Annotated in this window: 22 protein-coding genes and 11 tRNA genes; 4 read left to right on the forward strand and 29 right to left on the reverse strand. The window is 55.8% G+C overall.

Annotation, left to right across the window (positions count from 1 at the left end):
• Positions 1 to 49 precede the first annotated feature (49 nt).
• A complete protein-coding gene (locus ETC00_RS02805; RefSeq protein ID WP_171564443.1) occupies positions 50 to 835 on the forward strand; it encodes a class I SAM-dependent methyltransferase in 786 nt (261 codons plus the stop codon).
• A 110-nt stretch (positions 836 to 945) separates the two neighbouring features.
• Here the strand turns inward: ETC00_RS02805 and ETC00_RS02810 are convergent, their stop codons facing one another.
• From ETC00_RS02810 to ETC00_RS02820, 3 genes are read right to left on the reverse strand one after another with little or no spacing between them, the layout of a single operon-like run.
• Positions 946 to 2,472: an efflux RND transporter periplasmic adaptor subunit gene (locus ETC00_RS02810; protein WP_171564444.1), complete on the reverse strand. Its 1,527-nt coding sequence runs from the start codon at positions 2,470 to 2,472 to the stop codon at positions 946 to 948.
• Between the two features lie 20 nt (positions 2,473 to 2,492).
• Positions 2,493 to 3,950 (reverse strand): ABC transporter permease, encoded by a 1,458-nt coding sequence (locus ETC00_RS02815; RefSeq protein WP_171564445.1) that lies wholly within the window; start codon positions 3,948 to 3,950, stop codon positions 2,493 to 2,495.
• 24 nt (positions 3,951 to 3,974) lie between these two features.
• Positions 3,975 to 4,676: an ABC transporter ATP-binding protein gene (locus ETC00_RS02820; RefSeq protein ID WP_171564446.1), complete on the reverse strand. Its 702-nt coding sequence runs from the start codon at positions 4,674 to 4,676 to the stop codon at positions 3,975 to 3,977.
• 212 nt (positions 4,677 to 4,888) lie between these two features.
• On the opposite strand from ETC00_RS02820, the gene ETC00_RS02825 reads away from it, so the two are divergent.
• Entirely contained in the window at positions 4,889 to 5,062 is a 174-nt protein-coding gene (locus ETC00_RS02825; protein ID WP_171564208.1) for a hypothetical protein, read from the forward strand.
• 173 nt (positions 5,063 to 5,235) lie between these two features.
• Complete coding sequence (gene pdxK, locus ETC00_RS02830; protein ID WP_171564447.1) at positions 5,236 to 6,051, forward strand: pyridoxine/pyridoxal/pyridoxamine kinase; 816 nt, start codon at positions 5,236 to 5,238, stop codon at positions 6,049 to 6,051.
• Positions 6,052 to 6,105: 54 nt separating this feature from the next.
• On the opposite strand, the gene rarD is transcribed toward pdxK, so the two are convergent.
• Positions 6,106 to 7,014, reverse strand: coding sequence for an EamA family transporter RarD (gene rarD / locus ETC00_RS02835; RefSeq protein ID WP_171564448.1), 909 nt, complete (start codon positions 7,012 to 7,014; stop codon positions 6,106 to 6,108).
• Positions 7,015 to 7,272: 258 nt separating this feature from the next.
• On the opposite strand from rarD, the gene ETC00_RS02840 reads away from it, so the two are divergent.
• Positions 7,273 to 8,181, forward strand: a complete 909-nt coding sequence (locus ETC00_RS02840; protein WP_171564449.1) for an EamA family transporter — start codon at positions 7,273 to 7,275, stop codon at positions 8,179 to 8,181.
• Between the two features lie 303 nt (positions 8,182 to 8,484).
• Here the strand turns inward: ETC00_RS02840 and ETC00_RS02845 are convergent.
• From ETC00_RS02845 to ETC00_RS02965, 25 genes are all read right to left on the reverse strand, one after another.
• Positions 8,485 to 8,569, reverse strand: a tRNA-Leu gene (locus tag ETC00_RS02845).
• A gap of 41 nt (positions 8,570 to 8,610) precedes the next feature.
• Positions 8,611 to 8,686 (reverse strand) — tRNA-His (locus ETC00_RS02850).
• A gap of 10 nt (positions 8,687 to 8,696) precedes the next feature.
• Positions 8,697 to 8,773, reverse strand: a tRNA-Met gene (locus ETC00_RS02855).
• 9 nt (positions 8,774 to 8,782) lie between these two features.
• A tRNA-Gly gene (locus ETC00_RS02860) sits at positions 8,783 to 8,856 on the reverse strand.
• Positions 8,857 to 8,924: 68 nt separating this feature from the next.
• Positions 8,925 to 9,001, reverse strand: a tRNA-Pro gene (locus tag ETC00_RS02865).
• Between the two features lie 46 nt (positions 9,002 to 9,047).
• Positions 9,048 to 9,124 (reverse strand) — tRNA-Arg (locus ETC00_RS02870).
• 22 nt (positions 9,125 to 9,146) lie between these two features.
• A tRNA-Gly gene (locus tag ETC00_RS02875) sits at positions 9,147 to 9,222 on the reverse strand.
• A 42-nt stretch (positions 9,223 to 9,264) separates the two neighbouring features.
• Positions 9,265 to 9,351, reverse strand: a tRNA-Leu gene (locus ETC00_RS02880).
• Positions 9,352 to 9,374: 23 nt separating this feature from the next.
• Positions 9,375 to 9,450 (reverse strand) — tRNA-Val (locus tag ETC00_RS02885).
• An 87-nt stretch (positions 9,451 to 9,537) separates the two neighbouring features.
• Positions 9,538 to 9,614 (reverse strand) — tRNA-Glu (locus ETC00_RS02890).
• Positions 9,615 to 9,624: 10 nt separating this feature from the next.
• A tRNA-Ser gene (locus ETC00_RS02895) sits at positions 9,625 to 9,717 on the reverse strand.
• A gap of 254 nt (positions 9,718 to 9,971) precedes the next feature.
• Entirely contained in the window at positions 9,972 to 10,781 is an 810-nt protein-coding gene (gene thiM, locus ETC00_RS02900; protein ID WP_171564450.1) for a hydroxyethylthiazole kinase, read from the reverse strand.
• Between the two features lie 208 nt (positions 10,782 to 10,989).
• Positions 10,990 to 11,652, reverse strand: a complete 663-nt coding sequence (locus tag ETC00_RS02905) for a YitT family protein (protein ID WP_171564451.1) — start codon at positions 11,650 to 11,652, stop codon at positions 10,990 to 10,992.
• A gap of 456 nt (positions 11,653 to 12,108) precedes the next feature.
• On the reverse strand, positions 12,109 to 13,116 hold the full coding sequence (gene iolC, locus ETC00_RS02910) for a 5-dehydro-2-deoxygluconokinase (protein WP_171564452.1): 1,008 nt from the start codon (positions 13,114 to 13,116) through the stop codon (positions 12,109 to 12,111).
• On the reverse strand, positions 13,113 to 13,958 hold the full coding sequence (gene iolB, locus ETC00_RS02915) for a 5-deoxy-glucuronate isomerase (RefSeq protein ID WP_171564453.1): 846 nt from the start codon (positions 13,956 to 13,958) through the stop codon (positions 13,113 to 13,115). The genes iolC and iolB overlap by 4 nt, the downstream gene beginning before the upstream one ends.
• 10 nt (positions 13,959 to 13,968) lie before the next feature.
• Complete coding sequence (gene iolE / locus ETC00_RS02920; protein WP_171564454.1) at positions 13,969 to 14,886, reverse strand: myo-inosose-2 dehydratase; 918 nt, start codon at positions 14,884 to 14,886, stop codon at positions 13,969 to 13,971.
• A 21-nt stretch (positions 14,887 to 14,907) separates the two neighbouring features.
• On the reverse strand, positions 14,908 to 16,842 hold the full coding sequence (gene iolD, locus ETC00_RS02925; protein WP_171564455.1) for a 3D-(3,5/4)-trihydroxycyclohexane-1,2-dione acylhydrolase (decyclizing): 1,935 nt from the start codon (positions 16,840 to 16,842) through the stop codon (positions 14,908 to 14,910).
• Positions 16,843 to 16,892: 50 nt separating this feature from the next.
• On the reverse strand, positions 16,893 to 17,897 hold the full coding sequence (locus ETC00_RS02930; protein WP_171564456.1) for an ABC transporter permease: 1,005 nt from the start codon (positions 17,895 to 17,897) through the stop codon (positions 16,893 to 16,895).
• Positions 17,898 to 17,924: 27 nt separating this feature from the next.
• On the reverse strand, positions 17,925 to 19,430 hold the full coding sequence (locus tag ETC00_RS02935) for a sugar ABC transporter ATP-binding protein (RefSeq protein ID WP_171564457.1): 1,506 nt from the start codon (positions 19,428 to 19,430) through the stop codon (positions 17,925 to 17,927).
• A gap of 16 nt (positions 19,431 to 19,446) precedes the next feature.
• Complete coding sequence (locus ETC00_RS02940) at positions 19,447 to 20,421, reverse strand: sugar ABC transporter substrate-binding protein (protein WP_171564458.1); 975 nt, start codon at positions 20,419 to 20,421, stop codon at positions 19,447 to 19,449.
• 83 nt (positions 20,422 to 20,504) lie between these two features.
• Positions 20,505 to 21,521, reverse strand: coding sequence for a Gfo/Idh/MocA family oxidoreductase (locus tag ETC00_RS02945; protein ID WP_171564459.1), 1,017 nt, complete (start codon positions 21,519 to 21,521; stop codon positions 20,505 to 20,507).
• Positions 21,522 to 21,657: 136 nt separating this feature from the next.
• A complete protein-coding gene (locus ETC00_RS02950) occupies positions 21,658 to 22,656 on the reverse strand; it encodes a Gfo/Idh/MocA family protein (RefSeq protein WP_171564460.1) in 999 nt (332 codons plus the stop codon).
• 383 nt (positions 22,657 to 23,039) lie between these two features.
• Complete coding sequence (locus tag ETC00_RS02955; RefSeq protein WP_171564461.1) at positions 23,040 to 24,044, reverse strand: LacI family DNA-binding transcriptional regulator; 1,005 nt, start codon at positions 24,042 to 24,044, stop codon at positions 23,040 to 23,042.
• 467 nt (positions 24,045 to 24,511) lie between these two features.
• A complete protein-coding gene (locus ETC00_RS02960; protein WP_171564462.1) occupies positions 24,512 to 25,225 on the reverse strand; it encodes a VanZ family protein in 714 nt (237 codons plus the stop codon).
• Positions 25,222 to 25,551: a PadR family transcriptional regulator gene (locus ETC00_RS02965; RefSeq protein WP_171564463.1), complete on the reverse strand. Its 330-nt coding sequence runs from the start codon at positions 25,549 to 25,551 to the stop codon at positions 25,222 to 25,224. The genes ETC00_RS02960 and ETC00_RS02965 overlap by 4 nt, the downstream gene beginning before the upstream one ends.
• Positions 25,552 to 26,352 lie beyond the last annotated feature (801 nt).

The raw sequence follows: 26,352 nt of genomic DNA on the forward strand, positions 1-26,352 counted from the left end.
TGACGAATAACCCCTCCACTGGTACAACGATACCAAGGAGGGATTTTCCATGCATGTAGAGAACCGCTGGAACGCACGGCTGTACGACAGCAAGCTGGACTTTGTCTCCCGGTTTGGCAAAGGCGTGCTGGAATGGCTTCAGCCGCAGCCGGGGGAAACGATTCTCGACCTGGGCTGCGGAACAGGTGATCTCTGTGCCGAGATGGCCAAGGCCGGGGCTGTGCCGACAGGAATGGACCTGTCAGCCGAGATGATTGACACGGCGCGGAGCAAATACCCTGCGCTGCGGTTTTTCGTCGCCAACGCCGAGACGTTTGTGACGGAGGAGTTGTTTGACGCCGTCTTTTCCAACGCCGCCCTGCACTGGATGAAGCGGCCGGAAGCGGTCATCCGCCAGGTGTGGCTGGCGCTGAAGCCGGGCGGACGGTTCGTGGCCGAATTTGGCGGAGCGGGCAACGTGGAACGGGTCGTCCAGGCCATCCGCACCGTCCTGGCAGACAAGGGGCGCGATGCGGACAGCTGCAACCCCTGGTACTTCCCCGGCATCGGCGCCTACACCTGGCTTTTGGAACAGCAGGGCTTTGTCGTCAAACTGGCGCAGCACTTTGAACGGCCCACAGAGCTCCCGGACGGAGAACAGGGGCTGCGCCACTGGCTGGATGCATTCTGCGGCCCGTTTTTTGCCGACATGCCTCCGCAGGAAAAAGACGAAACCTGCGCGATGATCGCCGAACGACTGCGTCCCGCCTTGTTCCGCGACGGCTCCTGGGTCCTGGACTACTGCCGAATCCGGGTCGCCGCCATCAAGCCGCCCGAGCAAAGGCCGCTGCCGTAAAGCGGATTGGCTGAACAGCAGGGCGTCCAAACAAACAACCCGCCTGCTCTGCCGCAATGGCACAAGCAGGCGGGTTTCATTTGAGCCGGAGGCGTGCCGACGCGGCCGTGCTAGAAGACGTCGCCGCCGTTCATCATCAGCACTTCCTCGCCTTCCTCAAGGCCGCTCTTGATTTCGATGAACTCTGCTCCTTCGATCCCGATCTCCACTTCTTTTGGCGTCGGCTCTCCGGTTTTTGGATCCTTCACCATGACCGTTCCCTTGCCGTCCTCCAGCACTTCGACCGCCTGCAGCGGCAGCCGGAGCACGTTTTCCTTTTTCTCGACGTAAATGTCGCAGTCGCCGGTCATGCCGTGCTTCATCTCAGCGGCATCAGTCAGCTCGATTTTCACCGCGAAGCGCACCGACTTGTCCTCTTTCGTCCCCTCTTTGGGCACGTCCACGACCTTGCCGATAAACGGCTTGTTGCCAAACGCCGTCACGTACACCTCGGCCGTCTGACCCACCTTGATGGACGGAATGTCGATTTCATCCACACCCGCCACAAAATACACGGCGCTGCTGTCCATGATGACCATAGCCGGCTTGCTGGAGTCCGGCGTCTCTCCCGGTTTGACCTCCACCTTGGTGACTACCCCGCTGATTGGCGCCGTCACCTGCTTTTTCGCGATCTCCCGCTTCTTCTGCTCGAGGGACAAAAGCGACTCTTTCAAGGACAGTTCCTTCTCCTTCAGGTCCAGTTCGGAGGCGGACATGTCCATTTTCGCCAGCAGTTGACCCGCCTTGACCTCGTCGCCGTTTTCCACTTCCACCTTGCCGACCTTGCCGTGGGTGCCGGCCACAATCTCCACGTCGTCCGGGTCTTCAAACGGCGTCGCCACCTGGCTGGCGAACAGAACGCCGCTTGGATTGACCCACTGTACCTCTCCCAGGTCTCCCACGTACAGAGCTCCCGGCTTTTTCACCAGCACTTCCACGTCGTGAACGCCACCGACGCCTTTTTCCTTCTTGCCGACCAGGTCGACCTTGGTCACCGTTCCGTCGAGAAAGATCATCGACGAGGAGATAAACACTTTCACCTTTTGGCCCACCTTGAAGTGCTCTGCTTCAAAGGCGGAAAATTTTCCGGTAATCTTCAGGTGTTCGGTGTCAACCAGTTTGGCGACCACGGTATCCGGCGTCACCGTGTCTCCTTCCTTGACCAGCACTTCCTTCACCTTGCCGCCCATGGAAAAGACAATCTTGTCCTTCCGGTTTTTCAAATCGTTCAATTCCCGCTTGGCGCGGACGATGCTCAACTCCTGCTTTTGCAGCTCCAGGGCGGCGTCCGAACTGTCGATGGAGAACAGCGGATCTCCCTTGTTCACGCGCTGCCCTTCTTTCACGAAGACCTGCTCCACCTTGCCGGACAGTTCCGGTTTTACTTCCTCGCGCGCCTTTACTTCCACGGTACCAGAGGCAAAAATGGTCTTTTTCACGTCCCCCCTGTCCACGACTGCGGTGGGAAAGGAGGGCGGCTCCTCCTGAGTCTGTTCGGCTGCCGCGTCTTTGGAGCCGAGATAGTGATAGCCGGCGTATCCGCCACCGCCCAACAGGACAATGACTGCCGAAAGAATGATCCACGTTTTCTTTTTCATACTCCCTATCCCCACATTCTTTAATCAGATCGAATCGCTTGCAGCGCGCTCAACCGGGAGGCGCGGATGGCTGGGAAAATACCCGCCAGCAAACCGATGACAAACGAAAATCCGATGGCGAACAGAGACAGCCACGTCGGAATGATGGCCAGGCGCAGTTTCTCCTCTCCCTCGGGTCCGCCGAAGCCGATGTTGAGGCTGTCCATGATGCCGCCCGCTTCTCCAAAGTGGTTGACCAGCTCCACCGCTCCCCAGGCGATGCCGAGGCCGGCCAGTCCGCCAATCAATCCGATGAAGCCCGATTCCATCAGGAACAGCCAGCGTATGTTGTACACGGTGGCGCCGATCACCTTCATGATGCCGATTTCCTTGGTCCGTTCCAGAATGGACATGATCATCGTGTTGACAATGCCGATCGTGGCGACCAACAGCGAGACGGCGGCAATTCCGCCCAGCACGATCTGGATGATGAAGAAGAACTTGTTGATCTGCTCCAGTTCGCGAGCCGGCGACCAGACTTCAAACCCGCGCTCCTTTAGCGCCTGTACAACGCTCTCCACTTTTTCGCGCGATTCCACCTTCACCGTCATCTCGTCAAACTCAAAGCTGTCCTGCTTCGCAGTCTCGCGGTTGCGCCGGGTGCTGCCGCCTCCATCGCCAAATTCGTCGCCCCGGGTGCGGTTGAGCCAGTCGTTGATCTCTTTTACCAGGCTGAGCGGCGCATAGACCGCGTGTCCGTAGCGGTGGTTGTCGTCCTGCCGCAGTTGGCCGACGACTCTCACGCGGATTTCTTTCTTTTCGAAGTGCGGCTCGTCGTCGATCCGGTACTCGCGCGTCAGCACGATCGTAGCCGTCTTGTCGACGAGATTGAACGACTGAGGGGCATCGCCACCGTTAAAACCAGGGCGCATGATCTCCATTCCCCCGCCCCGTTTGGCGTCCGCGCTTCTCCGCCGCGCTTCCCGCCGCTCCTTTTCCACGTCCCGTAAAATGGTGGGAACTCGGTAGGCCACGACGATTTCCTGCGGCGATCCGCTCAGGTAGCTGCCTTTTTCCACGTCATCCTTGCGGTAGGCGGCCGATTCGTGCACGTCCACTCCGACTACCTCGACATACCCTTCTCGCCTGCCCACTTTCAGCTTGGTTTCCCCGTGTATCCGCTTGATCGGCATGACCGCCGCCACGCCGGGTATGCCCTTGATCACCCGCACTGCTTCCATGTTCAGCTTTTTCCGCTGGTCGTCCGGGATAGGCTCGTCCTTTTCGTAATTCCAATACGCCGGTTCTACGTCCAGCTCCGTCAGGTTGCCGAAATTCTCCAGGCTTTTGACGGCATTTTCCTTCAGTCCCAGACTGAGGGCGATCATCGCCACAATCGCGGCCGTCCCGATCATGACGCCGACGGAGGTCAGCGCCGTGCGCAGCTTCATGCGCCACAAGTTTCGCCAGACGATGCGAAACGAATCCAGAAGTTTCACAGTAGGTTCACCTCATGCCCTCTCTCATGCCGGTTTGGTCCGTTTTTGCACGACCCGTCCGTCCTGCAGATAGATGACGCGGTCGGACTGTTCCGCCACTTCCTGTTCGTGCGTGACGATGATAAACGTCGTGCCGTTTTCGCGGTTCATCCGCTTCATCAACGCCAAGATTTCCTGCTCGGTTTTGCTGTCCAGATTCCCGGTCGGTTCGTCGGCAAGCACAATGCTGGGCTGGTTGACCAGGGCGCGGGCGATGCTGACCCGCTGCTGCTGCCCGCCGCTCAGTTCGTTTGGCTTGTGGTCCATCCGCCCTTCCAACCCGACGCGTTCCAGCATCTCCTTTGCTTTGGCCCGCCTGCTTTTGCGGCTTTCGCCGGCAAAAATCAGCGGCAGTTCCACGTTTTCCAGCGCGGTCAGGTTGGGAAGCAGGTTGTACGATTGAAAAATAAAGCCCATGCACCGGCGGCGAAACAGACACAGTTCATTCTCGTTCAAGCGGGAGATTTCTTCCCCATTGACGAAAATCCTTCCCTCGTCCGGTTTGGTCAAACCGGCCAGCAGGTTCAACAGCGTCGACTTGCCCGATCCGGACGATCCGCACAGGGCGACAAACTCCCCTTTGTCGACGTGCAGATTGATGTCGAACAGCACGGGCACCTTGATCTTGCCCGTCCCGTAGCTGTGATTGACGCCGTTCACCGTCAATTCGCCTGTTCCGTTGGCCATCTCGTTTTCCACCTCGTTTGTCGATACGTGTAAAATTGGCATCCTTTATCTATAGACGCAGTAACTGGAGAAATGTAACGCGACTTGGTAAATATTTTCTTGTTCACGCAAACGCAATACTTTCTTCATGAAAATGTAACACCGCGGTGATCTAATACATGCTGCTCGTTGATACAATAAAGGTGTGAAGAAAAACGAGAGAGGGCGGATAGATGATGAGAATCTATCGGTTTTTGTTTGAAACGGCGTCACGTCAATGGATTGAAATCATCAAGGCACCCAGCATGTTTGAGGCAGCCAAAGAGGCCAAGCGCCTCGCCTCGAAGCGCGCCAAGGCCATGTCCACTCCGATCACCTTCTCGTTCCATCACATTGCATCTGTCTGAAAAAGTAACCCTACATAGAAAATCGCCCACGATATCGAAACGCTTCTCCCCGCCGGAGAGGCGTTTTTTCATGGGACGAACGTATTGACACCGCCCTGGTTTTCCACTTCAATTTAGGTAGAACGTAAACGAACCGCACCATCAGTTGCGGCTGGAAAAGGGAGACATCTGCCATGACGATTCGCAAAGCGTTAACCATCGCAGGATCTGACACCAGCGGCGGCGCCGGCATCCAGGCTGACCTGAAGACGTTTCAGGAGCTGGGCGTCTACGGAATGACCGCCCTGACCGTAATCGTAGCGCAAGATCCGCACAATTCCTGGTTTCACGAGGTGTTTCCGATCGACCTCGGCACTCTGGAGAAGCAGTTGGAAACGGTTCTCTCCGGCATCGGCGTCGATGCCGTGAAAACCGGCATGCTGGGTACGACGGAGCTGATCGAGCTGGCGGCCCGGAAAATCGACCAATACCAATTGAAGAACGTCGTCGTCGACCCGGTGCTCGTCTGCAAGGGAGCGGACGAAGTGCTTCACCCGGAAGTGGCCGACAGCCTGCGCGACGTCCTCGTTCCCCGGGCTACTGTCGTGACGCCCAACCTGTTTGAAGCCGGTCAGTTGAGCCAAATGGGGGCGCTCAAAACCGTCGACGACATGAAAGAAGCGGCCAAGCGCATTCACGACAAAGGGGCGGCCTACGTGCTGGTCAAAGGCGGCGGCAAGCTCGCGCACGAAAAAGCGATTGACGTCCTGTACGACGGCCACACATTTGACATTCTGGAAGGCGAGCGGATCAACACCACCTACACGCACGGCGCCGGCTGCACCTACTCCGCCGCCATCTGTGCGGAGCTTGCCAAAGGCAAATCGGTGCGCGAGGCGGTAGCGGTAGCCAAGGCGTTCATCACCGAAGCGATCCGCCATTCTTTCCCGCTCAATCAATACGTCGGACCGACACATCACGGCGCGTACCGCAGCCTGCAACACAACTGACAGCAAAAAACTCCAATCCGTCCGCTGCTTCGGACAGATTGGAGTTTTTTTGTGTTACGCTTCCTTTTTGATCGCCAGCTCCACCGGCTGCTGTGCAGAACCCGGTTTTTTTCGCATCGAGCTGACCGTGTACACGAACAGCGCGCTCCAGATCAAGCCGAAGCTGACCAGGTGAACGCCGCCAAATGTTTCGCCAAACAGGAACACCGCCATGAACAGCGAGATCGACGGGGCCAGGTACTGGATAAACCCCACCGTGGACAGCGGCAGCAGCTTGGCCGCTTGAGCGAACCAGAAGAGCGGCAAGGCCGTCGCCACGCCAGACAGCGTCAACAGTGCAATCTGCCAGCCTGTCACGTGGGAAAGCGTGTCCGTCCCGCTGACGTGCAGCGTCACCAGGTACCCCAGCGCCACCGGAGCCACCACCAGCGTTTCCCAGGCCAGACTGATGATCGCGTCCGTTTTTATCAACTTTTTGACCAGCCCGTAGCAGGCAAACGTCAGTGCGAGGGAAATCGCGACCCACGGTACCCTGCCGTAGTGCGCGGTCATCACGGAAACGCCGGCTGCGGCCAGCGCAATCGCCATCCACTGCCCCTTTCCCAGCCGCTCTTTGAGGAACAAGACGCCAAAAAGCACGTTCAGCAGCGGGTTGATGTAGTACCCGAGGCTGGTTTCCAACACGTTGCCGTTGTTGACCGCCCAGATGAAAATCAGCCAGTTGGCGCTGATAAACAGCGAACACAGGAGGAGCGCCCCTCTCTCCTTCGCCGTCGAAATCGCCTTTCGCATCTGCAGCCAGCGCTTCGTCACAAACAGCAGTACGGCAACAAAAACGAGGGACCAGACAATTCGGTGGGCGAGAATCTCCCACGCGGCCATTTCCTGAAACACCTTCCAATAGAGCGGCAGCAGTCCCCAGGCCAAATAGGCCCCCACCGCGTAGAAGACACCCTTTCTCATCTCTCCAGCCTCCATGAATTATTTGCTCTGTCATCTCTAGTGTAGCTGAAGCAGGCCGGAACAGCTATCTATTAACATGCAGCATATTGGCCGGGAGAAGGCACATGCTTGCACGCCACGGCAGTTGTTTAGCATGGTAACGAATCATCACAGCAGTATGATAAAGATATGTGTAAAATTTTATTTTATCATTTCTAAATCTCATGTACAATAATTTTCGCATACTTATGTTTTGTCACAAGAAAGGAACGTTTGCTTATGAGTTACTGGCGATCCGTGCTGCTCGTCCTGGCCGGCGCGTGCAGCTACGGCGTGCTTTCTGTCATCATGAAATCCGCCTTTTCCGCCGGTTTTACCCCGGTCGAATTAAGCGGCGGGCAGCTTGTGTTCGGGACGCTGATCATGTCCGGCGTCGCGCTGTTCCTGTCCAGGCAGCGGTTTCGGCTGCGCCACCTGCTGATCCTGCTGCCGTCCGGCCTGATGATGGCCGGCACCAGCCTGTTTTACCACCGGGCGGTCAGCGAAATCCCGGCCTCGCTCGCCATAGTGCTGCTGTTCCAGTTTACCTGGATTGGCGTGCTGATCGAGTGTATTGCCGACCGCAAGTGGCCCGGACCGGAAAAATGGGCCTCGCTGGTCCTCCTCGGCATCGGCACCGTGCTGGCCAGCGGCCTGATGGAATCCGGCCTGCATGACGTCAGCGCCACCGGTCTCATCTATGGTCTATTGTCCGGGTTTACGTTTGCGATGGTGATCTTTCTCAGCGGACGGCTGGCGCCGGACGTGAACCCGTATCTGCGCAGCGCCGTCTCCATTGGCATGGCCGCGCTCTGCCTGTCGCTGGTCTATCCGCCGACCTTCCTCATCAACGGCAGACTGTGGGACGGATTGCTGCCGTACGCCCTGCTGGTGGCCTGCTTCGGCTCAGCCATCCCGATTCTCTGTCTGTCGATCGGCGTGCCGCGTATCGGCAACGGATTGGCGACCATTCTCAGCGCAGCCGAACTGCCGGCAGTCGTGCTGCTCTCCAGTCTGGTGCTGCACGAACAGGTCAGCCTCTACAAGTGGAGCGGTGTGCTGTTGATCCTGGCCGCCATTGCCGTGCCGCAGATCAAGTGGAATCGGCTGGTCCATCCTGCCCGAAAGCCTCACCGGCATAAGATGTAAAAAAGGATACGGCAAGGCGCTGAACGGTTCAGCGCTTTTGCCTCATGCACCATGCGGGCGTGTCGACCGGATAACAGGTTGGCGCGCCTGTTTTTGTGCGCCTTCGCCCTCCCATACCCCAAAACGTGGCAGCCTTGAAAAGGAAGCGGCGAACTTAAGCGCATTTACTCGTCACAATATTGCGAAAGTGAAAGAGAAAGGCGTCCGCCCGTGGAAAAGCGGCCTGGTACAGAAACGATTCAAAATCAAAAAGCCCGGCGTTTGCAGCGGTTTGCTGCACTCACCGGGCTATGTGAACATAGATGGTGCGGTCGGCGAGACTCGAACTCGCACGGGTCGCCCCGCCACCCCCTCAAGATGGTGTGTCTGCCAATTCCACCACGACCGCATGTGTCTGGGTTGGGGACGTCCTTTGGTGAATAAAAAAAATGGGGCGATCGATGGGAATCGAACCCACGAATGCCGGAGCCACAATCCGGTGCGTTAACCACTTCGCCACGATCGCCATGTACATATGGTAGCGGTGGAGGGGCTTGAACCCCCGACCTTTCGGGTATGAACCGAACGCTCTAGCCAGCTGAGCTACACCGCCAGAAACATTTGGAGCGGGTGATGGGAATCGAACCCACGCGACCAGCTTGGAAGGCTGGGGTTCTACCACTGAACTACACCCGCACGCGTTATCGGCCAGCGCAGCAGATCGGATGCTGCTCTGCGCCGCCCGTTGCTGATGAGAATAAGAATGGTCGGGAAGACAGGATTTGAACCTGCGACCTCTTGGTCCCGAACCAAGCGCTCTACCAAGCTGAGCCACTTCCCGACGTGGAGGTGAGACACGGGCTGTGCCAACTTCCCACCTCTTGCTATGGCGTGCCCTGAGAGATTCGAACTCCCGACCTTTTGATTCGTAGTCAAACGCTCTATCCAGCTGAGCTAAGGGCACAAAACGATGTAAGAGATTGCACTGGAGCGGACGACGGGGCTCGAACCCGCGGCCTTCGCCTTGGCAAGGCGACGCTCTACCAGCTGAGCTACGTCCGCATGTTAATACCTTCTGAGATGTAACAATCAAGACATTTTGTATGGTGCGGTCGAGAGGACTTGAACCTCCACGGTGTTGCCACCACTAGAACCTGAATCTAGCGCGTCTGCCAATTCCGCCACGACCGCATATGTCATTGTACCCGTAAAGGTGGTGGAGGCTGACGGGATCGAACCGCCGACCCTCTGCTTGTAAGGCAGATGCTCTCCCAGCTGAGCTAAGCCTCCGCTCCGTCCGCAAAGTGAACGGAGGCTTCTCAGCGAATCCGTATGCTTTGCGGGGTCCCCCGGACAGCGTCCAGGGGGATTTTTCTATGGTGACCCGTAGGGGATTCGAACCCCTGAATGACAGCGTGAAAGGCTGCTGTGTTAAACCACTTCACCAACGGGCCAGGTGATTGATGGCGGATGGAGTGGGATTTGAACCCACGAGACGAGTCATCCCCGTCTACACGATTTCCAATCGTGCTCCTTCGGCCTCTCGGACATCCATCCAGATCGTTTTTGCCGTTCTCTCATCGGCAAGAATTAATCTATCACATCTCAAAAGCTTTTTCAAGTGGTATTTTAAAATTTTTTTCTGGTTAAAAGAGAAGATGTTGGCCTCGTGCTTATTTCATTGTATCGATTCCGCTTATGAAAGGCAACGCAAAGGCCCCCTCGCTCACAAGCACAAAGGGGCCTTTTTCGCCCAACAGCGGGAAAGCAGTCTGGCCGTCACCCGGCCGATACGCGCTCTTCTCCCCGGCTTACACGCGGTCGATCGCTCCGTATCTGCGGACATCGTCTGCGGTGATCCGCGCCAATTGATTCAAAAACTCGATCTGAAATTGTCCCGGGCCTTCCGCTCCTTTGCCGGCAGCTGCCACTTCCGCCGCCACGCCATAGCTGACGAGTGCAGCCGCCCCCGCAAGCAGCAGGTCTTTCTCCACCGCAGCAAACGCCCCCAGGACGGATGTGAGCAGGCAGCCCGTGCCCGTTACCTTGGTCAGGATGGGATGGCCGTTGCGGATGAGGTAGGTGGTGCAGCCTTCCGTGATGACATCCGTTTTCCCCGTAATCGCGACGATCGTGCCCAACTGCTTCGCCGCCGACTGCGCGAGCGAGACAACATCGCCGCTCCCTTCCCCCGCATCGACGCCTTTGATCGTCCAGCTCTCGCCAATCACATGAGCGATTTCCGCAGCGTTGCCGCGAATGACGGACACCCGGACCTCCCGCATGATCATTTGCGCGGTTTTCGTCCGATAGGCGGTCGCCCCCGCTCCAACCGGGTCGAAGATGACCGGCACGCCGTGCTGATTGGCCGAACGGCCCGCGATCAGCATGGCCTCCACCTCTGCCTCATTCAGCGTGCCGATATTGAGCACCAGCGCGCCGGCGATTTTGGCCATGTCCGCCACCTCTTCCTTGGCGTACGCCATGACAGGCGAAGCGCCCAGGGCCAGCAGGCCGTTGGCGGTAAAGTTGGTGACGACGACGTTGGTGATGTTGTGGACGAGGGGGTTGGCCTCACGCACCTTCACCAGCGTATTCCCGATGTCTTGCAGCAATGTCATGAAAAGCGCCTCCTGATCCTTTGTTCGGTTGTCCTCTCATTATCTCACAAGACCGAGGCGTGAGACAGACAAGCACGCACGCAAGCTGCCCTTTTGCCGTGAAAAAACCCCTCGCGGCAAACAGCGATACGCGCTGTATTACCAGGAGGGGTTCGCGTTGGATGGACCTGCCGGCATTTACCTCATCCGGTCTGAAACTGGTTTGGCATCAATGATCCGGCAGGGTAAGCGAACGCGATATGCTTTTTGTTTCCGATTCGTCGCCATCATCTGCCCGGCCGCTTGCAGCGGCGGTCCAGTTGACCACCCGGCTGGCAATCGTCACCGCCAGGATCGTGTAAAGCGTTTCGCGAAGCGGCAGGTACCACAGCGACAGACTGAGCACCAGCGCGTCCAGCAGCAGAAAGACCGTTCCAATCGACAGTCCGATCTGACGGCTGAGCAGCACGGCCAGGATGTCGTCCCCGCCAGTGGCGCCGCCATACCGCAAGACGATCCCCGCCCCCCAACCGGTCAGCAGGCCGGACAGCAGGGCGGCCAGCGGCATGAGGCCGCTCAGATCAACGTGCAGCGGCGAGAACCGCTCAAACAAATCGTAAAAGACGGAAAAGGCGATGGATGCAATGATGGTGTTGGCCAGAAACTGACGTCCCTTCACGTGAAAAGCGACGAGAAACAGCGGAATGTCGAGCGCCAGCGTCGTGATCGCCGGCGACAGGTCAAACGCGTACTTGGCCAGCAGGGCCAACCCGACAAACCCGCCCTCCGACAAATGGTTCTGAGCATTGATGTGATAATACGCAAATGCCAATACAAACGCGCCGAACACAATCCAACACAATTGGCGAACGTACGCAACTGCTCTCCTCATCTGAGATTCCTCGCATCGTAAACCGTTTTGGCGCGGGCGCCCTTCCGGCTACGGAGGAACTCCTGACGATTCGATCTCGTTTCATATCCATTATCTCGCTTTCGTAGCAGGTTGGGTCGCCCAAGAGACGATCAACAGCTACGTCGCTAGATGTAGGAGAGGTCATAACGTTTCCAGATGGTCTTATACGGACCCATCGGTATCAAGATCCTTTCCTGTTTGATGCCTCCATTTTACCATAATCAGGGGGGAGGCGTCGAACGGCCGGAAGGCGCAAAAAGCCGCGACTTCGCGGAAAAAACCGCCCTTTTCCGTGTTTGGACTGCAAACGTCATTGATCCCCGCAGATTTCCGCTGTTTCCGTTGTTTTTGGCCAGATGTTTGCCCCTTGTCCGCGCCTCGTTTTGGAGCGGACATGATCCAGGCCCCCATCACCCATGCGCCACGTACTTTGAGTCAGCGTACACCTTCCCCGCTGCGGCACTGTTGGATATAGCGTTCGATCTGCTCCACCGTCGGCATCGCCTCCGAGCAGCTGTGGGAGGAAATGACAATCGCGGCGGCAGCAGCCCCGTATTCCATCGCCTTCGCAATGTCCCATCCCTGCATCAGTCCGTAGATCAGAGCGGCGGCATAAGAATCTCCCGCACCAAACGTCTTGACCACCTTGGCCGGAAAAACCGTTCCCGTATAACACTGGCCGTCGTTGGTGTACGCGACGGAACCGTTTTTCCCGTGTTTGATCAAGACGATTTTGGCCCGGCAGTCAAACCACCTTCTCGCCGTGACGGCGTCATCGTGCCGGTCATTGCGATCAAAGTGCTCCATCCGGTCAAATTCTTCCCGGGTGCCGATCAGGACGTCACACTTTTCGGCAGCCAGCTTGTAGTAGATCGCCGTTTCTTCCGCAGAAGTCCACGTGTACGGACGGTAGTCGAGATCAAAAAACGTCACGACGCCGTGCCTATTGGCGTAGTCCAGGGCGAGAAACACCGCTTCACGCGACGGGCTCTTCGCCAGCGCCGTGCCGGTGATCAGGATCGCTTTGGCATTTTGAATCGTCTCTTCCTTCACGTCGTTGGGTTCCAGCCGCAAATCCGCGGTATTCTCCCGATACATCAGGATGCTGCAATCGGTTGGGCTTTTGATTTCGGTAAACGTCAGCCCCGTTACGCTGCCCGACCGGTCGACGATTACCTGGGAGGTGTCAATCTGATTCTGTTTCAGGTAATTGACGATAAACCGCCCCATCTGATCATCCGCCACCCGGCCGATAAACCCCGTTTTCATCCCCAACCGGGACAAGCCGATGGCGATGTTGGCCGGGGAGCCGCCCACGTATTTGGTAAAGGTCATCACTTCTTCCATCGGGCGGTTGATCTCATTGGCATTCAGGTCGATGCACAGCCTGCCGATCGCGATGAAATCCATCGGCTTGCGGTTGTCAAAGGTCAGATTGTTCATGGAGCATCCCCTTCCCTTCCATCCTGCCGGCTGGCCATTTTGCTTGCCATTACCCACTCATGGGCCGGATCGTTCTGAAATTTCCACGTACGTACCGGTCCCGCCATGACGTTTAAATAGTAGACGTCATAGCCGGGCGGGGCGGAAACGGGGTGATACCCTTTGGGGACCAGCACCGCATCGCCATCGTGCACGGTCAGCGTCTCGTCCAGTGAGCGGTCGTCCGTGTACACGCGCTGTACGGCGAAACCGTGACCGGGATTGATTTTGTAGTAATACGTTTCCTCCAGATAAGATTCATGCGGCAGATTGTCCTGATCGTGCTTGTGCGGCGGATAGCTGGACCAGTGGCCTTCCGGTGTGAACACTTCAACCACCAGCAAACTGTCCGCCGGCTGCTGTTCCGGCAGAATGTTGTGAATTCTTCGCTCGATGTTGCCCGCTCCCCGCTGCTCAACGCCGACGTCGGCGGGAGAAATCAGGCGGGCGGGGTACGTTCCTTTCCCCGGCGCCCGACAGACCGCCAGTTCCACGTCCGTTACAGCTGTTACTTCGCAATGGTCGCCCGGAGGGACGTACACGGCATACGGCGGTACTTTTTCAAAAACGTTCATGCGCTGGCCGATGCTTTCCCATGCTGCGCGGGCGGTGGCGGCATGAGCGATGCCCGTCAACAGCACGATGCACACTTCCTGATCGCCGGTATGCTTTTTCAGTGTCTGCCCTTTTGACAGCGCGTACACCTCAAAGCCGATGTATTTCCACCCTGCCGATTCCGGGGTAACGCGCAGCACCAACCCTGCTTCGTCCGGTCGGGAACCGGGAACAATCAGCGTACTCATCGTCTCCCTCCTATCTCTGCTTCGCCGCTGACCGAATCGTCGCCTCGAGATATTCTTTTGCCCGCTGCGCATACGTGTAGGGATGAGCGACAGCCGGGTCCTGTTCCGCTTCGACAATCAGCCAGCCCGTGTAGCCGTTTTCCAGCAGCTTCTGTATGATCGGCGCAAAGTCAATGCAGCCATCGCCCGGCACCGTGAACATTCCCAGCTTTACCGCCGTGAGAAAATCCAGGTTCTGCTGCCGGACATGCTCCAGCACATCCCGGCGGACGTCTTTCAGATGGACGTACTGGATTCGCTGTCCGTGCTTCTCTGCCAGTGCCAGCGGATCGTATCCGCCGTACAGCGCATGCCCGGTATCGAACAGCAAATGCACCAGGGCCGGGTCGGTCGTCTCCATGAGCCGATCGATCTCGTCCGCCGTTTCCACCACGGTGCCGGCGTGGTAATGATAGACGAGCTTCATGCCGTGTTCCCGGCACAGGCGGGCCGCCCGATGCAGTCCCTCCACCAGCGACTCCCACTGGTCATCCGTCAGTTTGCGGACTGCCGTGTCGCCCGGTGCGCGCCGGGGGTCCCAATGCATCGACCCGCCCATCTCGCAGGCGATCACATGCTCGCAGCCCATTTCCTTCAGATAACGCACCCATGAGCCAAAAATCTGCAATTCCTCTTCCAGACGGTTGGCGTCCGAAAACAGCGTCGCCACAAACTTGCTGGCCAGCTGTATGCCGTACGCGTCCAGTTTGGCCTTCAGCGCCGCAGGTTCCTGCATGAACAGGCGACCCATTTCAGTGGCAACATAGCCGAGTGCAGACATTTCGGACAAAACCTGATCCTGCGTGTAATGGTCGCCGAGGCCGGGAATATCGTCATTCACCCAGCCGATGGGGGCGATTCCGATGCGAAAGGGATTGGGTTGACTCATCTTGCACACCCCGTTTTTGGATTAGTATGGTCGTGCGTGTTTCAGGTTCGCTTCCTTTTCCCGATACGCTGCCCTCACCGCAGCGTTGTGCGAAACCCCCGCGATGCCGACATGCCACCATGCTTCGTACCCGCCGGTCATCGTCTTTGGCAGCACCTTGATGTCGAGCAGGGTAGACACGGTTTGCCGTTTCGCGTCTGCGATGGCTGCCCGCAGTTCATCTGTCGTCCGCACACGGTATGTTTTTACGCCGTATCCGGCGGCGCTGCCGGCGTAATCAACGGTCATCAGGCGGCCGTCCAGGCGACCGGTTTCCGGGTTCCGGTAGCGGAATTCCGTCCCGAAGCTGCCCATGCCGTTGCCCATTTGCAGGTTGTTGATGCACCCGAACGAAGCGTTGTCAAACAGCAGCACATTGATTTTTTTGCCTTCCTGGATGCTCGTCAGCAATTCAGAATGCAGCATCAGGTAGCTGCCGTCCCCCACCATGGCATAGACTTCTTTGTCCGGTTCGGCCATTTTGACGCCCAGCGCCCCGGCGATTTCATACCCCATGCAGGAGTAGCCGTATTCCATGTGATAGGTGTTCGGCCGGCGGCATTCCCACATCCGCTGCAGGTCGCCGGGGAGGCTTCCCGAGGCCCCGACGATGATCGCGTCCTCCTCAATCAAGGCGTTCACCAGGCCGATCACCTCGGTTTGCGTCAGGCAGGATTGGAAGGTGTCTGCGAATTCGGGCAGCACCTGATCGAGCTGGCCGGCCACTTCCGGCGTGAACCCCTGCTTCCGGTACTGAATGCTGCGCAGACGGTCCAGCTCTTGCTGCCACGCCTGTTTGGCCTGTTCGATCTCATCCGTGTACCCGGACCGGTATCCGATCCGTTCCAGTTCGGTTTCCAGCGCGAGCAGGGCCAATTTGGCGTCAGCGACGATTTTCACCGCGTCCAGCTTGCTCGCGTGGTACTCGGAAACGTTGATCGTGAGCACATCCACATCCGGATGTTGAAACAAGCGTTTCGACCCCGTCGTAAAGTCGGTGAATCTAGTGCCGATTCCGATGACGACATCCGCCTCTTTGGCCATCCGATTGGCCGCGAGGTTTCCGGTCACGCCGATGCCTCCCAGATTGTACGCATGACCGCTGTCCACCGCGCTTTTCCCGGCCTGGGTCTCCCCGTACGGAATGTGAAACGTTTCGGAAAAGCGCCGCAGGGCATCAGCCGCGTCGGAATAACGAACGCCCCCGCCGCAGATGATGATCGGCTTTTTCTTGTGCCGCAGCAGCTCCACCGCATCGCGCAGCGCCGATTTGCTCGGAATCCGGCGGTCGATCCGGTGGACGCGCTTTTGGAAGAAAGACTCGGGAAAGTCATACACTTCTCCCTGTACATCCTGAGGGAGGCAGATGGTTACCGCCCCTGTATCAGCCTGGTCGGTGAGCACGCGCATGGCGTTGAGCATGGCGGTCATCAACTGTTCCGGCCGGTTTACCCGATCCCAGTACTTGCTGACAGCGCGGAAAGCGTCATTGGTGGTGATGGTCAGGTCATGGCCGTGTTCGATCTGCTGCAAAACGGGGTCCGGCTGCCTGGTGGCAAACGTATCGCCAGGCAGCAGCAGGACCGGTATCTGATTGGCGGTCGCCGTCGCCGCGGCTGTCAGCATGTTGGCCGCACCCGGCCCAACCGACGACGTGCATGCCATGATCTGCCGACGGTTTTTTTGCTTGGCAAAGGCCACCGCGGCGTGTGCCATCCCCTGCTCATTTCGCCCCTGGTACACTTCCAGCTCTTCCGCATATTCTTCCAGCGCCTGGCCAAGTCCCAGTACATTTCCGTGGCCAAATATGGTGAAGATTCCCTTGACGAACCGCTCCTGCCTGCCGTCCCATTCCACATACTGCTGCTGCAAAAAGGCTACCAACGCTTGCGCCGTTGTCAGTCTCCTCGTCTTCATTCCGTTCGTGTCCCACCTTTCGCATCTTGCCGGAACTCACGATTTTTGTTTCAGGATTTTCTGTTTTTCCGGGCGTCGAGAAAGACAGCGGTGACAATGATCCCGCCCTTCAAGATCTGCTGCCAGTACGAGGATACGTTGAGCAGGTCGAGACCGTTGTTCATCACGCCGATGATCAGCGCCCCGATAATGGTGCCGCCAATCGTTCCGATCCCGCCGGACAGGCTGGTGCCGCCAATCACCGCTGCGGCGATCGCGTCCAGTTCATACATCACGCCGGCCGTCGGCTGACCGGAGGCGATCCGGGACGTCAGGATGATCCCGGCAATCGAAGAGAGCAAACCGGCATAGGCGTAAATCATGATCTTATACCTGTCGACCGGAATCCCCGCGATCCTCGCCGCTTGTTCATTCCCGCCCATCGCATAGACGTACTTGCCAAATTTCGTTTTGGTCAGCAGGAGATAAGAAACCAGTCCGACCAGGGCAAAGATGATGATGGGCAGCGGTATCCCGAACACCGCTCCCTGGCCGATGAACTTGAACGAATCGGACATATTTCCGATCGGTCTTCCGTCACTGAAGAGCAGCGCCGCCCCTCGCGCCCCGGTCATCATCCCCAGGGTGACGATAAACGGGGCAATTTTTCCTTTGGCAATAATCGTCCCGTTGATCACTCCTGTCAAAAGTCCGATCCCCAGTCCGACGGCGATCGGAACCACGAGCGGATAGCTGTCCGGATGCGCGAAAGACGCGACAACTACGGACACGAGCGCGATCACGGAACCGGATGAGAGGTCGATCCCGGTGGTGATGATCACCATCGTGACGCCAATCGCCACAATGCCGACGATCGACATCTGCCTGACGATATTGAGCAAATTGCCAGATGTAAAGAACGTAGGGGACAGAATCGACATCACCAGGATCAGCGCGATCAGAATAAAAAGCATCCCGTATCGTCCGAAGAGGCGGAAGGCCGTTTCTTTCCAGCGGCGTTTTCCGACTGCTTCGGACTTGTTTGGCTTGTTTGCGATCGTCACTTCACTGTTCATCCGCACGTCCTCCAGACTTGTATGAGACTAGCTGGCGATCAGCTCGCCGGTCGCCAACTGCATGATTTTTTCCTGGGTCGCCTCCTCCCGGCGCAATTCCCCCATTTTTCGTCCTTCGTGCATTACGATGACCCGGTCGCTCACACCCAATATTTCCGGAAGTTCGGAGGAAATCACCACGATGGCTTTGCCCTTTTGGGCCAGATCGGCAATCAGTTGGTAGATTTCCAATTTGGCCCCCACATCGATCCCGCGCGTCGGCTCATCCAGGATCAAGATGTCGGGATCGTGAAGCAGCCAGCGGGCAAGCAGCGCTTTTTGCTGATTCCCGCCGCTCAGATACTTGATCGTTTGAGACAGGCTCGGCGTCTTGATGGCCAGCTGCTCACACTGCTGCCGACAATCGGCCTGGATTTGCCCGGCATTGAGAAAGCCGCAGGTTGTGTAGCGATCGATGTTCACCGTGATCATGTTGTCCTGCACCGACAGCGGGAGGAACAGGCCCGTTCCCTTCCGATCCTCTGTCAAAAATCCCATCCCGCACCGAATCGCATCGCGCGGCGAACGAATCGCCGTTTTCCTGCCCTTCACCACGATCTCACCGGAATCGGGAGGCACAATCCCAAATACGCTCTCCATTACCTCCGTTCTGCCAGACCCCATCAGCCCTGCAAAGCCGACAACCTCTCCCCGGCGGACTTCGAAGCTGACGTCCGCGAATTTCCCCGCTCTGGTCAGACGGTTGACCGCCAGCACGACCTCTCCGATGTCCGCACGCTTTTTCTGAAACACGTGATGCAGCTCCCGCCCCACCATCATTTCGATCAGGTGCTCCTTGCTGATGCGGTCGCTCGGCCTTGTGCCCACGTACTTTCCATCGCGCAGGACCGTTATCTCGTCCGTGATCTGCGCCAGTTCTTCCATTTTGTGCGTAATGTAGATCATGGACACGCCTTCCTTTTTCAGCGATCGAATGATGGAAAACAGATGCTGGACTTCTTTTTCCGTGATCGCGGACGTCGGTTCGTCCATGATGATCAGCTTGGCTTGGCGGGAAATCGCCTTGGCGATCTCGACCATTTGCGTATGGGCGATGCTGAGGTCAATCATCTTTGCTCGCGGGTCGATGTCAATCTCCAGCCGCTCGAACAGCCGCCTCGTGTTCTCCTCCATCTCTCTCTGCTTCACCCACCCCGTAAACCGGTAACTGGGCTCTCTTCCCAAAAAGATGTTCTCGGCCACGGTCATGTAGGGGATCGGGCTGAGCTCCTGGTGAATCATTGCGATCCCTTTGTCGAGCGCCTGTTTGACATTGGACAGCTTCAGCTCTTCCCCGTCAAAGATAATGCGCCCGCTGTCCGGACTGTACATCCCGATCAGGATTTTCATCAGGGTTGATTTGCCCGCGCCATTCTCCCCCAGCAGGGCGTGTACGGTCCCTTTCCTCACCTTGAGCTGTACGCGGTCCAGAGCTTTTACTCCCGGAAATGCCTTGGAGATATTCTCCATTTCCAGGATGTACGTGCTGTGCATGACGACTCCCCCCGCTTTACTGCCATTTTTTCATGTACTCGTCCACGTTCTCTTTGGTTACCAGTTCATACGGAATCCAGTTGAACTTTTCCACCTTTTCGCCTTTGGCCGCTTTGATCGCCACTTCCAGGCCGCCTTGTCCCTGGCCGATCGCATTTTGATACACCGTCACCTGCAATTTTCCGGCTTTTACGTATTCCAACGCATCCGGAGTGGCATCGACGCCGGCCACGACGACGTCGTTCAGTTTTCCTGCCGCTTCGAGCGCCATGATCGCGCCGATGGCCATTTCATCATTGTTGGAGACAACAGCGTCGATTTGCTTTCCGGACTGGAGCCAGTTTTCCATCAAGGCCATGCCTTTGGCCCGATCCCATTCTGCCGTTCCTTCCATGACCACCTGCATGTCCGGGTACCGCTCGATGACCTGCTTGTTCCCTTCCGTTCGCTTGATCTGCGCCTCGTGCCCCATCTGTCCGTTCATGATCGCGATGTTTCCTTTTCCGCCGAGCAGTTTTGCCACTTCCTCCATTTCCATGAGACCAGCCTTGATGGATTCGGACCCCACATAGGCGGTGGCCGCTTCCACCCCGTCGTATATGCGGTTCACGACCACGATCGGCAGATTGGCCTGGTTTGCTTTTTCGACCAGATTGGGCGCGGACGTGGTATCGACGGGAATCAGCACGATCGCGTCCACTTTCTGCTGGATGAAATTCTCCACCTGGGAGAGCTGCTTGCTGGCGTCATTCATCGCATCGACGTAAATCACTTCCACGTTCTCCTGCGTTTTTTCGTACTGTTTCATACCGTCCTGCAGGTAGCTCAACCACTTGTCATCAAAGTCGGGAAGCGCTGCGCCGATCACAATCTTGTCCTTCTTGTCAGAGCCTGCCTGCTGCGCTGTCTCCTGGTCGGCTCCGCATCCGGCGACCAAGACAGCGACCAGACATACAATCAACCACCATGCACCCTTTTTTTGTCCCTTCATGAATAGCCCCCTCCTTATTTGCAGGCGATCCTGCCCGTTTGCACGCCGCGTTCCATCGTAGACAGGTAGACCCGATCCGCTCTTTATTCCGGACTTCCCCCCTCGATTGTGATCTTTTTCCCGGTGTCAAATGATTGAGTGGCCGCGATGGCGATTTGCAGATTGCGTCTGCCGTCTAATTCTGTAACGCTTGGTGTTTGCTTGTGCTGGACACAGTGGATGAAATGAGCAAGTTCCAATCGGTAGGCATCGTCAAAGCGGGTCTGAAAATCGGGGATGATCTCGTAGTGGCTGCCCTTGTGGTTCAGATACGTGATCGGTTGATTGCGAAGCGTTCCAATAAACAGCGAGCCTTCCGTGCCAATGATTTCCGTGCGGATGTCGTGACCGTAGGGCGAGTTTCGGCTGGCCTCGATATCCCCTGCTGCACCGGAGTCAAATTCGACATACGTGAGCGCCTGATCCACATCGTTGTACTCTTCCATGAACGAATGCACCAGCACTCGCCCGTGTGCGGACACGGCAGTGATTTCCGCCCCCATCAGGTACCGCGCCATGTCGTAGTCGTGGATGGAGACGTCCATAAACATCCGTCCGCTGTGCTTGATAAACGAAGCGGGCGGCGATCCGGCGTCACGGGAAATTGCCTTGAAGTAAACGGGTTTTCCTATATCTCCTGCGCTGATCCTGCGCTTTGCCTCGGCGTAGGCAGGATCAAACCGTCTCATGAAGCCCACCTGGCAGATCACCCCGCTCTCCTTGATGATGTCGATGATCTCGTCCGCCTCTTCGAGATGCTGCGTGAGCGGCTTTTCCACAAACACGGGCTTGCCGTGTTTTGCCGCTTGTTTGATCATCTCGGCATGGGTGCTGGTCGGCGTCACAATAATGACCGCGTCGACATCGGGATCGGCAATGACTTCCTCCGGATTCTTCGCCCACGTTTGCAGGCCGAATTCTCTTGCAACCTGTTCCGCCCGTCCTTCCATCGTGTCGACAACACTCACCAGTTTGGCCCCGCTGATCTGATGGGTGGCGATATTTTTCGCATGGTGATACCCCAGGCGTCCCAATCCCAGAACTGCACAGCGAACCGTCATGGAATCACGCTCCTTTCCGACTGATGAATTTACGGTATATTCAGACCATTTTGCTCATTGTCCGGACCAATTCATCCGGTCCGTACCTGCTGCTTGTGCAATGCCGTCCGCAGCATCACTGCCGCTGCCTGCCCGCCTACCGTGCCGCCTGGCGCATCTCGATGCGCCTGCCCGTTTTGGCGCTTTCGTACACGGCTTCCAGCAGTTGAATCGAACGATATCCGTCTTCTGCGGTCACGGGCGGTTTTGTCCCGTGGACAATCGCGTCGATGAACAGCCGATCTTCCTCCGCGTACCCCCACTTCTCCTCCATCGGCAGTTGGAAGAAGTCGTGGACGTGTGCAGCCTGCTTCAAGCCCGGGGCGTACATCACCTTTTCCAATTCCTGTGTCGCGACAGTCGCATATGTCCCGTACACCTCCACGCTCTCAAACGGAAAGCTCCAACCGGCATGGGCGTACGTAACAAACGTGGCCACGGTTCCCGATTCAAACGTCAGCAGAATGGCAAACGTGTCCAATTCCGACTGGGAGATATGCTGTCTGCCCTCGCAGGAGACAGATTGCACTTCTCCAAACAAGTAGCGGCTCAAGTCCAGGAGGTGAAAAGGCGTTTCGTACAGGAACCCGCCGGTAACCTTCGGGTCGGCAGTCCAGGCGGGGTGCAGCAGTTCTCCCCGGTTCATCTTGAGGTGCGCCAGGTACGGGTTGACCTCGCCGGAGCCAATCAACTCCTTCACACGTTTGTACACGGACGCGTACCGGCGATTCATCCCCAGATTGTACACCGCTTTCGACGCTGCCGCCGCCTCCCTGATTTGCCGCGCTTCCGCCAACGACGTGGCCATCGGTTTTTCGGAAAACACGTGGATGTTGCGCTGCAAACACGCAAGCACCGGCTCCACGTGAAGCGTATTGGGGGTGGTGACATAGACCGCGTCAACACCGAGATCAAACAGCTCTTCCAGGCTCCCGACCGCTTTCGCCCTCCCTGCCTCCACCGCCAGGGCTGTCGCCCGTTCTTGCGAGATATCGGCCACGCCCACAATCTCCACCCGCTCATCGCGCTTCAGGATCGAGGTATGTACCTTGGCGATCCCGCCTGCTCCCAAAATGCCTACCTTTACCTGTGCCATGAAAAACGTCTCTCCTCTCTCCACACAAATCCGGGTTAACGTCAGTGGAAAGCGCTTACACTTTTCCTCCGAAAAATTGCACCCTGCTCGCTTTTCTTAGTAGACCGAACCGATTGAGAGGATGGTTTATGCCGTGAAATCACTGCGTTTATGGTGCAGGAGGCTTCCTGCCGATACTTGCGCAAGCGCTTTCTCTAATTTGCCTTCATTTTACATCCATTGCCCATTTTCTTGCAACACATTTTTCAAAAATTTAAAAAAGAAAGAAAAAAGACGCGCAGCCATCCCCTTCACGTGTGTGAAGAGGAGCAGAGCGTCTGTCTCCGGGCAGCATCGCGATGCTTATGGGAATCTACCGCCGGTCCGTCCTACTGCTGGTCCGTCTACGCAATGGGCTTTGTGGACTGGCGAATAATCAGCTCGGGCGGTAAAATGACACGCTGCTTCGTCTTTTTGTCACCTTCGATTTCACGTACCAGCAAATCCATCACCTGACGTCCCATCTCGTCAATCGGCTGGGCGATGGTCGTCAGCGGCGGATCAACAATGGACGCCAGTATCGTGTTGTCAAACCCAACGACAGACACATCGTCAGGGATGCGCAGCCCCAACTCTTTGGCTGCCTGGTAGACGCCGATCGCCAGGAAGTCAAAACAAGCAAAAATCGCTGTCGGCCGTTTGGGTGACGTCAGCAGTTCACGCGCCGCCCGCTTCCCGTCCTCCCGCGAATAATCCGTCCGGATCACCAGGTCTTCCGTAAGCTCCAGCCCATGGTCCTCCAGCGCCTGCCGAAACGCCTCCAGCCGATATTTGTCACTCGTGCGATTCATGTTGCCCACAAGGATGGCGATCCGTTTGTGCCCCAGCGATACCAGATGCTGGGCAGCCTGATACCCGCCCAGATAGTCATCGACCGCTACCACGTCGATCATCAATTCCGGGATGTCCTGCGCAATCAGCGCCACCGGCAGATTCTCCTCCAACAGCTCCCTGAGGACGCGATGATTTCTCGCGTTCGTGCCGATGATGATACCGTCGACACTTTTCTGTCTCAACAAGGACAGGTACATGTCTTCCGTATCCGGGTTGTTGTCCGTGTTGCACATCAACAGGTTAAAGCCCAATTCCCGTCCCCGGTCCTCCACCCTCCGCGCAAGCTCCGCAAAAAAAGGATTGGCCACATCCGGAATGATGAGGCCGATCGTGCGCGTACGCTTTCCCGTCAACGCGGATGCGACCACGCTGGGCTGGTAGCCCAACTGCTCAATCACGTCCAGGACCCGTTTCTTCGTCTTCGCGCTGATCCGGCCGGTATTGTTGATCACCCGGGATACCGTGGAGATGGACACGCCAGCCTTTTTTGCCACGTCGTAAATGGTCGTCTTCATTTCTCATCCACTTTCCTATCAGACTTTGGCGATTCGCCATTTGGGAAAGCGCTTGCTCTCCTGTCTGTCTTCAGTTTACCGGGTCGTTTTTTGTTTCGCAATTGATTTTTGCGGGAATTTTTTAACGATTTTGCACAAAACAACCCTCCCCCTGAGCTATTGGGGGCGGGTATGCGGAGGGCGAGATACATGACAGTAAGCGATTGGAAAATGTCTATTCGTCTCCTTTTGATGAAGTACGGCTGTTTGGCGAGCATGCTTATTGACGTTTGCGTGCTCGCTTATGCGGCTCTGAAGGCTGGATAATTTTGGGGAATTTTATCATACTCATCTTTAATGTTCCGGTAGCGAAAGCTTGCCAAGAAAATTCTCAGAGGATACGAAAAGAGAAAAGCCGAACAGGTGATCAGGTAAAACCCCTATCACTGCTCGGCCTCTTGGTCAACTATTGGAATATGTTAATTGCCTCATGCTATCGTTGGTTTTGTTTTTTTCGTCAACTTGGCGATGACTTTATTCATCAGCATCCAAAGAATAAACCCAACATACCCGCCGAATGTGTTCAAAATTAGATCATCAACATCAAAATATCCCAGCTTCGTAGTAACTTGGATAATCTCGATCGCCAAGCTAAATGCAAGGGAATAACCGAGAATTCTTAATGCGGATCTAGCTTTCGAAAACAGTACTGGCAGCAGCACACCGAAAGGCAGGAATATCAAAATATTTCCGAAGGTGTTGAAAAACCACGTATTAAAATTATAGTGCTCAAAATTCAGGAGATAGGTAATGATATTTTTAAATGGAACCAGGTTATAACGACTTGTGGGTTCAACACCCGAGGTTATTACATGCTCCCGAGAACTCAATCTAAACTCATCAAAAAAGAGTAGTTGAAGTACCACCGCAATGTAGATCAATAACCCGATCCAGGCGCACCCATTAATCCACTGCTTATAAGGAAAGATGGCTTTTTCCAAGCTCTTGCCAACTTTTTCCGTATCACCAAAAGCGTTAATTGCCATTTGTATAGACTCTGACTCCGAAAAACCTTTTGCTATATACTCCGCTTTTAACTGCGTAAGATGATCCAAAAATTCAGTGTAGAGTTCATGTTTTTCTTCTTCCGAGACATCAATGTTTGCAATGATTTTTTTAAGATATGAATCGAAAGGATTCATGCGAATTCCACCTTTCTGCATGCTTGAATAAGAAGATTTATCTGATTCCATGATCGTAATTTTTCTTGCAATTCCGCTTTCCCTTCGTTCGTAAGGGAGTAGAATTTCCTCCGTCCCGTTTCTTCATTCTCTACCCAATAGGATCTCAACAATCCCTTTTTCTCCAACCGTTTCAGAGCAGGATATAGCGTTCCCTGGCTCATCAAATATTCACCGTTACTAAGAGCCTTTAGCTGCTGGATAATGTCATATCCATATGTATCCTGCCGGCCAATAATAGAAAGAAGTAGGATATCAATACTCCCCTTTAATATCTCCTTATCCATATGTTTACACCTCCTGGTAGACATTGTATAGCAACATATGTCGCTTTACAAGGTAATACGGTAAAAAAATTTTGGTGAGCATTAAGCACTCCCAACGACTGAACGCAATGGAAATGATGTTCTCCAAGAGTCGCTCGGCCGTCCCCGGGGTAATCCCCGGGGTTTTTGTTTAGCAAATATAAATGGGGTGATTAGAATCGAAATTCTCGAAACAGTCAAAGCCACATTGTGGTAAAATAGGTAGTAGTTTTAATGTTTGTGAGGAGGTTACCCTATGTTCCGAAATAAAATTTATTGGATGTTACTCACTCCTTTTTTGGCAATTGCAGTAATACTGGCTTTTTGGTTACCTCCAAAACAAAAACCACTTACATTGCTTGTCGTAATCGTATTCTGGGCAGTGTATTATCTCTGGGATTCTTTCGACAAAAATCTTAAATCCAACAAACAACCATAATCTCCCTACACATTGGTTAATTACGATTTACCGGGGTGTGTAACCATTTTGTACAATTAATAGGCAAAGGCCATCGTAAATTGTTGAACAATTCCGTTCGTCATAACGTCGGTCATTTTAAGTGCTTGTGCTTCAATCCTGTCACTTAATGCAATGTTTTTCTACATAGTTTCCGGCGATACGGGCAGCCACTTCGCTGCTGAGCAGCCTCAAATGTTTATACAACATGTCTCTCCATTCCTCTGTGGACCATTAATTCTGCCCAGAAGGCAGCAATCTCATCCTCATTGCGAACCAACGTTTCTGGGCATCTACAGCTGCTGTGGTATTGCCTGTTTTCAGCG

The sequence above is a fragment of the Brevibacillus sp. MCWH genome (assembly GCF_013096935.1).
Taxonomy (GTDB): Bacteria; Bacillota; Bacilli; order Brevibacillales; family Brevibacillaceae; genus Brevibacillus; species Brevibacillus aydinogluensis.